Here is a 6664-nt window from a genome sequence, read left to right on the forward strand (position 1 = left end):
ATCTGACACTCGAACGAGTCGGAGAACGGTTCAGCTTAGGGGAGTACGAAATCGACGCCTATCTCACGGTCCTCGAACACGGACGACTGACCGCGAGCGAAATCGCGGAACACACCGACATCCCGCAACCGCGGGTGTACGACACCGTCCGAAGTTTGAGCGACCGGGGACTGGTCGAACTTCGTGAATCCCGGCCGATGAAGGTCATCGCCATCGACCCCGAGGAAGCCTTCTCCGACGTCCAATCGTCGCTCAGCGACATGATAACCGAACTCGAAGACCGCTACACGGCACCGGCGCGGGACACCGAAGCCGTCTCGCTGGTCAAATCGCGTTCGACCATCCTTCGCTACCTCGAAGACGTCATCGAATCCGCGGAGTACGAACTCGCGCTGTCGCTGACGCCCGACCTCCTCGACCGGTTCGAGGACGACCTGAAAGCCGAAATCGACGCCGGGGTGAGCGTCGAGTTGCTCATCACGCCCGCGTCCGAAGCACGCGACCCGGAGGAGTACGATTACAGTGCCGTGGCGACGACCGTTCGTGCCCGCCGTGGTATCACGACGCCCGTCATCGCGGTCGCCGACGGGGAGTACTCGATGTACGCCACGCAGGACGCCCTGCGCGACGACCGCGACCGCTACGGCGTCATCTTCAACCGCTCGGCGCTGGGATTCCTCGTGTCCGGGTTCTTCGGCACGGTCCTCTGGACGACGGCCGAACGAACCCTCTCGGAGGACGCCGAGAGTCGCACGTTCCCGCGACGCTACGCGTCCATCCGTCGCTGTGTCAAGGAGATTCAGGGATTGAAAGGCGACTTTTACGCGACCATCAAGGGGCGGGACATCGAATCCGGTCACGACCGTGTCGTCCGCGGAAAAGTCGTCGGCCTCTCCTTCGAAGGCGGCGAGCGCGTCGCCGGGATGTCCGTCGAGACGGAGAGCGGCGTCGTCACCGTGGGTGGGCAGGTCGCCGCGCTTGAGGACATCGAGGCGCACGAAATCCGGATCGGGACCGACGAACCACCGGAGTACGAACGTTAGAACGTAAACACGCGCTGGTCGCAGTCCGGGCAGGCCAACACCTCGTCCGGCGGGGCGAGGGGACTCGAAGTTCCGCTGCCACAGCAGTTGTCTGCGCTCGTCACTTTGAGCGGTGCGTCACACACCGGGCAGTCGTTCAGGAACGCGCGGAGCGCCGAGGCCGATTGCACCCGAACGTCCGGGTCGATGTCATACTCGTCGAGCGCCCGCGTCGCCGCAACCTCCGCGATCGCAACCGGACGGGAGAGCCACCGTTCGTTCTCTATCTCGTCCCCGTCGGTCGTGACGACGATATATTCGTCGTCGTTGACGCTTTCGGTCGTGACGAGCGACGGCGACGCGTTTCGGACGGCCGCCCCGAGGTTTCCGGACCGGAGGGTCGTCATCTCGTCGCGCCAGTCGGTGCGGAACCCTTCGTCCAGATGGAGACTCTCGCCGACGGCGTGAACGATGCCCGCTTCGAGGAGCGCGGAGAGCGCGCGCTCGCCGACGTCCTCGTCGGGTTCACCGGCCAGCGACCCCGTCTCAGCCGGTGGCCGTGGCTTCGGCGAGAGTCGGGCGGCGAGCTTTGGCGCGATTTGGGGCGTTCCGGGGACCAGATAGCCTCGGAGGGCGATTGCCGCTCCGCCGACGATGCCGACGGCCGAGGCGACACCGAGGCGGCGTGTTCGCGTTCCGGGATACAGCTTGATCACGCCCGCGCACGCGGAAAGAAGAATGATAGCATTGAGCACGGTACACGGCCAACACCGATTCTCACCCGTGTACTCCGGCTTTCGAAGTTCGTCCAACATTGACGAGGGGTTCGAACGCGGGGCGTTTGAAGGTTCGGGAGGGAGTTGGGAATCGTACCGACGTACTTCGCCCACAATCAACCCCGACGTATTTCGCCCACAGTTCTTTACCCGAAGTCGGAGTAGAAAGCTAGCGATGACCGAGATGCAGTACACGAAACTGGGGGCCACGGGTCTCGAAGTGTCGCGGCTCTGTCTGGGCTGTATGAACTTCGGGAGCGAACACGAGTGGATGATGAACGACGAGGCGGCCAGCCTCGATCTCATCGACCGGGCGCTGGAGATGGGTATCAACTTCCTCGACACCGCGAACGTCTACTCCCACGGCGAAAGCGAGGAGATCGTCGGCAAGGCCATCGAGGGGCGCAACCGCGACGAACTCGTGATCGCCACGAAGGTGTTCGGCGGGATGGGAGAGTACCCGAACGGGCAGGGACTCTCCCGGAAGCACATCCTCGACCAAGCGGAGGCCAGCCTCGACCGACTCGGGACGGACTACATCGACCTGTATCAGATCCACCGCTGGGACGAGACCACGCCGATCGATGAGACGCTCTCGGCGCTCGACCACCTCGTCGAGACGGGGAAGGTCCGCTACATCGGTGCGAGCACGATGGCGGGGTGGCAGTTCACGAAAGCCCTGTACCGAAGCGACATCGAGGACTACGAGCGCTTTACCTGCATGCAACCGGAGTACAACCTCGTGGACCGCCACGAGGAGGAGAACCTCCTGCCCGTGTGTGACGCGGAAGGCGTTGGCGTCATCCCGTGGTCGCCGCTTGGTGGCGGGTTCCTGACCGGGAAGTACCACCGTGACGAGGATGTTACCGAAGGGCGAGCGACGAGCGACGAGTACACCGAAGAGCGGTTCACCGACGAGAATTGGGCCGTGTTGGGAGAGGTACGGGCCATCGCCGAGGAAAAAGGCGTCTCGGCCGCGCAGGTCAGTCTCGCGTGGTTGCTCCACAAGCCCGTCGTGGATTCGCCCATCATCGGTCCACGAACGGAAGACCACTTGGTCGAGAACGTCGCGTCGCTCGACGTTTCGCTCTCGGACGAGGAACTGGAGCGACTCGAATCTCCGAAATCGCCGGTGTGGTCCCACGAGATAGCCAACATCTGATACTTTCTCCATCGAAATCCGATGGGATTCCGTTTTACCGGTCGAAAGTCGGCCGTGACCGGCACGAAATGGCCAAAGAGCACCACGATCGGAATATAAAGGCGGGGGAGCGCTACCGCTCGTGTTACGTTTCGAAGGCGTTCGAACCCCCTACCGTCTCCCTTTTTCACGTAATTTCGACGATATATGATGAATATCGGCCATAAATGGTTTTAGTCATTCGAGATACAAGCAACACGAACGTGATACATCGTGCATAAAAAATCTAACAACGGCTGTAGTCAATCGCACCAAAGTTATAAATGGGGCAGTTCCGTCTTACAAAAGTATGGTGGGTGTTAACGACCATGATAGAGATCGCCGGCGGGACGGCGTCTCCCGGCGGACTTTCGTAAAGGCCGCCGGAGTCTCCGGAACCGCCGTCGGTCTCGCTGGCTGTATCGGCCAAGGGAAGTCGGCCAACTCCAACGTCGTCAAATGGGCCGCTGATTCGGACGCGGCCGACCAGCAGAAGCCGATAAACGATGCGCTTCACAAAGCTGGTCTGTCGAAGGATATCCACGTCGAAATCCTTCCCGGTTCGAGTAACACCGACGTCCGTCAGGCCCAGTATCAACGGTGGCTCTCGGCGGATCTGGCCGAACCGGACATGTTGATGATGGACAGCGGTTGGGCGCTGACGTTCATCGCTCGGAGGCAAGTGATGAACCTCAGCGAAAACCTTCCGGAGGACTTGACCAAGAAGGTTAACAAGGACTACTTCCAGGCCAGCGTCCAAACGGCGAAATCCAACGACGACGACCTGTACGCGATACCGATCTTCCCGGATTTCCCGACGATGCTGTATCGAAAGGACCTCGTGAAGAAGGCAGGGTTCAGCCCCGACGAGGAGGACTGGGCGACGAACTCGATTTCGTGGAAGAAGTTTTCCAAGGTCGTCAAGAAGGCCAAAGACCAGAACGACCTCAAATACGGGTATACGTTCCAAGCGAACATCTACGAAGGGCTCTCGTGCTGTGACTTCAACGAGTTCATGACTTCCTGGGGCGGGTCGTTTTTCGGCTCGCACGACAACCTGTTCGGTCCCATCGGCAAGCGACCGGTGACCGTCGACGAAAAACCGGTCCTCGATTCCATCAAGATGATTCGGACCTTCATCCACGGGTCGGGCGGATCGGGGACGCTACAGGGCTACGAAGGAGGTATCGCCCCGACGGCCGTCCTCTCGTGGACCGAGGACACGTCGATGGCGCCGTTCACCAACAAACAAGCGGTCGCACACCGCAACTGGCCGTACGCCATCGTCACCAACGGGGCGGACGACGTGTTCGGCAAGGACCTGGGCGTCATGCCGATTCCGTACGGCGTCAAGCCGGACGAGGCGAAGTACAAGGGAACCGGTGGCCCCGCTGCCGCCCTCGGTGGCTGGCATATGGTCGTCAACCCGAACACCCCGAAACAAAAGCAGACCTTCGAGGTTATTCGGGCGATGATGCAACCGTCGGTCAAACTGAAGCTGTTCCAGATCCTCGGGTGGATTCCGCCGGAACCGCAACTGCTCAAATCGAAGCAGGCGAAACAGGTTCCGGTCATCGGCAGATACGTGAATCAACTCCGTGTCGCCGGGCAGAACGCGGTTCCACGACCGGTCACGGCGGTCTGGCCACAGGAATCAGGAAAGATCGCTCAACAGGTGCACGCGGCGTACGCCAACGAGGCCTCGCCGGAATCCGCGATGTCCACCCTGAAAAGCCAGTTGAGCCAAATTGAAAACTACAACAAGTAATCATGGCAACTGAAGAACCAACGGAACACGGATTGCGGGAGCAGCCACGATCCGGTGCGTATGCGAGCGCAGTTCGCTGGATAGAGAGCTTGAGCGAGACGCAGTTCGCCTACCTCCTCTTGATTCCCGCGTTGCTGTTGCTCGCCGTCATCGCGTTCTGGCCGCTCCTGCGTACGTTCGAGATGTCATTGCATGCAGACAGCATTCGCGGTGCGTCCCAACTCGGCGGGTTCGTCGGATTCGAAAACTACGTGAACCTGCTGACGGGGAAACTCGATACGGTCGCCTTACCGCAACCGTTCATCGACCTCAGTTCACCGTTCAAAAGCGCCCTTATCGTCACGTTCATCTTCACCATCGTGAGCGTCATCTTCGAGACCATCATCGGTTTCGGGCAAGCGCTCGTGTTGGACCAGGATTTCCGTGGACGGCGCTGGGTTCGGGTGGCAATCATCCTCCCGTGGGCGGTTCCCATCGTCATCCAAGGGATGATCTTCTACCTGCTCTTCCAACCGGGAATCGGGTTCGGGGCGGACATCCTCCACAACTTGTTGGGCTACTCGACGACGCCGCTGGTCAACAGTCCCGAGGCGTTGTCGATCATCATCGTGGCCGACGTGTGGAAGACGACGGCGTTCATGGCCCTGCTCATCCTCGCCGGACTACAGAGTATCGACCGGAGCCTCTACGACGTGGCGAAGGTCGCTGGCGCGTCGAGGTGGCAGCAGTTCCGGATGATCACCCTGCCGCTCGTCTTCCCGACCGTGATGGTCGCGATGTTGTTCCGCACCATCGCGGCGATGCGGATTTACGGGCTCATCCAGACCATGTCCGGGTGTACGACCGTCCCCTCGCTGTCCTGTCTCGTCGTCACGACGTTCAGCGTCCGGCGGTACGGGACGGCGTCCGCGATCGCGTTCGTCACGGCGGCCATCATCGGCATCGTCGTGACCGTGTACATCGTGAAATTCCGCGAGAGCGCAGGAGGGATCTAGAATGGCGCAAGCCGATGAAACGACGGCCGATGGGGACCAGCCATCGGGGCTGATCAACCGGTGGGCGCAAGGGTCGATGCAGAATCCGGACAAGACCTACCGCGGGTTGTTCTACCTCGTCATGGTGTTCTTCCTGTTCACCACGCTATTCCCGCTCTACTGGTTGCTCGTCATCGCGCTGACGCCGAGCAATCAGATCTCCGACATGGGATTGGCTCCGAAGGGGTTCAATCCGCACGTGTTCGTGGAGATATTCCAGCGCTTACCGTTCCACGTCTTCATGTTCAACAGCTTCGTGCTCGCGCTGATGACGACGATCATCGTGTTGGTGCTCGCGAGCCTCGCGGGCTACGTGTTCGGGCGACTCGACTTCCCCGGCCGTGGGCCGCTGATGTTGCTCATCCTCGCGATCTCGTACTTCCCACCGGCGGCGTTCCTCATCCCGCTGTTCCAACTGTTCACGGGGAACGTGAGCATTCTCGGGCTGAGCCCGCCGATGCTCTACAACACGCCGGGAGCGCTGTTGCTCCCGTTCAGCGCCCTGTTCATGCCGCTCTCGATATTCATCCTGACGACGTTCTACAGCCAGATTCCGGACGGACTGGAGGACGCCGCGCGAATCGAGGGCACCACGCGATTGGGCGCGCTGTTCCGTGTCATCATCCCGCTGTCGGCACCCGGCGTCGCCACCGCGGGCGTGCTAACGTTTATCAACGTGTACAACGAGTTCTTCTTCTCGTACCTGATGACGGACGGGGAGGCACAACACTGGGCCCCCATCCTGTGGGGCATCCTTGGCTACCAAGGCCAGTACGCATCGTTCTACAACCTCATGGCGGCAGCGAGCATCGTGGGCATCCTGCCCATCGCAATCCTCGTCGTCATCGCGCAGGAGAAAATCGTCAGTGGACTCACCTCTGGCG

General features: G+C 60.9%; 6 protein-coding genes. 5 read left to right on the plus strand and 1 reads right to left on the minus strand.

From position 1 onward, the window contains the following. The first annotated feature begins 2 nt into the window (after positions 1–2). On the plus strand, positions 3–1043 hold the full coding sequence (gene trmB, locus WBV42_RS04225; RefSeq protein WP_423984921.1) for an HTH-type sugar sensing transcriptional regulator TrmB: 1041 nt from the start codon (positions 3–5) through the stop codon (positions 1041–1043). Here trmB and WBV42_RS04230 read toward each other — a convergent pair. Then, positions 1040–1837 carry a hypothetical protein gene (locus WBV42_RS04230; RefSeq protein WP_423984922.1) on the minus strand — a complete coding sequence of 266 codons (798 nt, stop codon included), beginning with the start codon at positions 1835–1837 and terminating at the stop codon, positions 1040–1042. The two genes, trmB and WBV42_RS04230, sit on opposite strands and share 4 nt — an antisense overlap. Positions 1838–1973: 136 nt before the next feature. On the opposite strand from WBV42_RS04230, the gene WBV42_RS04235 reads away from it, so the two are divergent. From WBV42_RS04235 to WBV42_RS04250, 4 genes are all read left to right on the plus strand, one after another. Then, positions 1974–2960, plus strand: a complete 987-nt coding sequence (locus WBV42_RS04235; protein WP_423984923.1) for an aldo/keto reductase — start codon at positions 1974–1976, stop codon at positions 2958–2960. Positions 2961–3288: 328 nt separating this feature from the next. Beyond that, positions 3289–4746, plus strand: coding sequence for an extracellular solute-binding protein (locus tag WBV42_RS04240; protein ID WP_423984924.1), 1458 nt, complete (start codon positions 3289–3291; stop codon positions 4744–4746). 2 nt (positions 4747–4748) lie between these two features. Then, complete coding sequence (locus WBV42_RS04245; protein ID WP_253227282.1) at positions 4749–5741, plus strand: carbohydrate ABC transporter permease; 993 nt, start codon at positions 4749–4751, stop codon at positions 5739–5741. Between the two features lies 1 nt (position 5742). Continuing rightward, a partial coding sequence (locus tag WBV42_RS04250) for a carbohydrate ABC transporter permease (RefSeq protein ID WP_423984925.1) occupies positions 5743–6664 on the plus strand: 922 nt, incomplete at its 3' end.

Source organism: Haladaptatus sp. (genome assembly GCF_049589095.1).
Taxonomy (GTDB): Archaea; Halobacteriota; Halobacteria; order Halobacteriales; family Haladaptataceae; genus Haladaptatus.

Coding starts and splice junctions, on each gene's coding strand:
- WBV42_RS04230 (WP_423984922.1), bottom strand. CDS start 1,837: ATGTTGGACGAACTTCGAAAGCCGGAGTACACGGGTGAGAATCGGTGT.
- WBV42_RS04235 (WP_423984923.1), top strand. CDS start 1,974: ATGACCGAGATGCAGTACACGAAACTGGGGGCCACGGGTCTCGAAGTG.
- WBV42_RS04240 (WP_423984924.1), top strand. CDS start 3,289: ATGGTGGGTGTTAACGACCATGATAGAGATCGCCGGCGGGACGGCGTC.
- WBV42_RS04245 (WP_253227282.1), top strand. CDS start 4,749: ATGGCAACTGAAGAACCAACGGAACACGGATTGCGGGAGCAGCCACGA.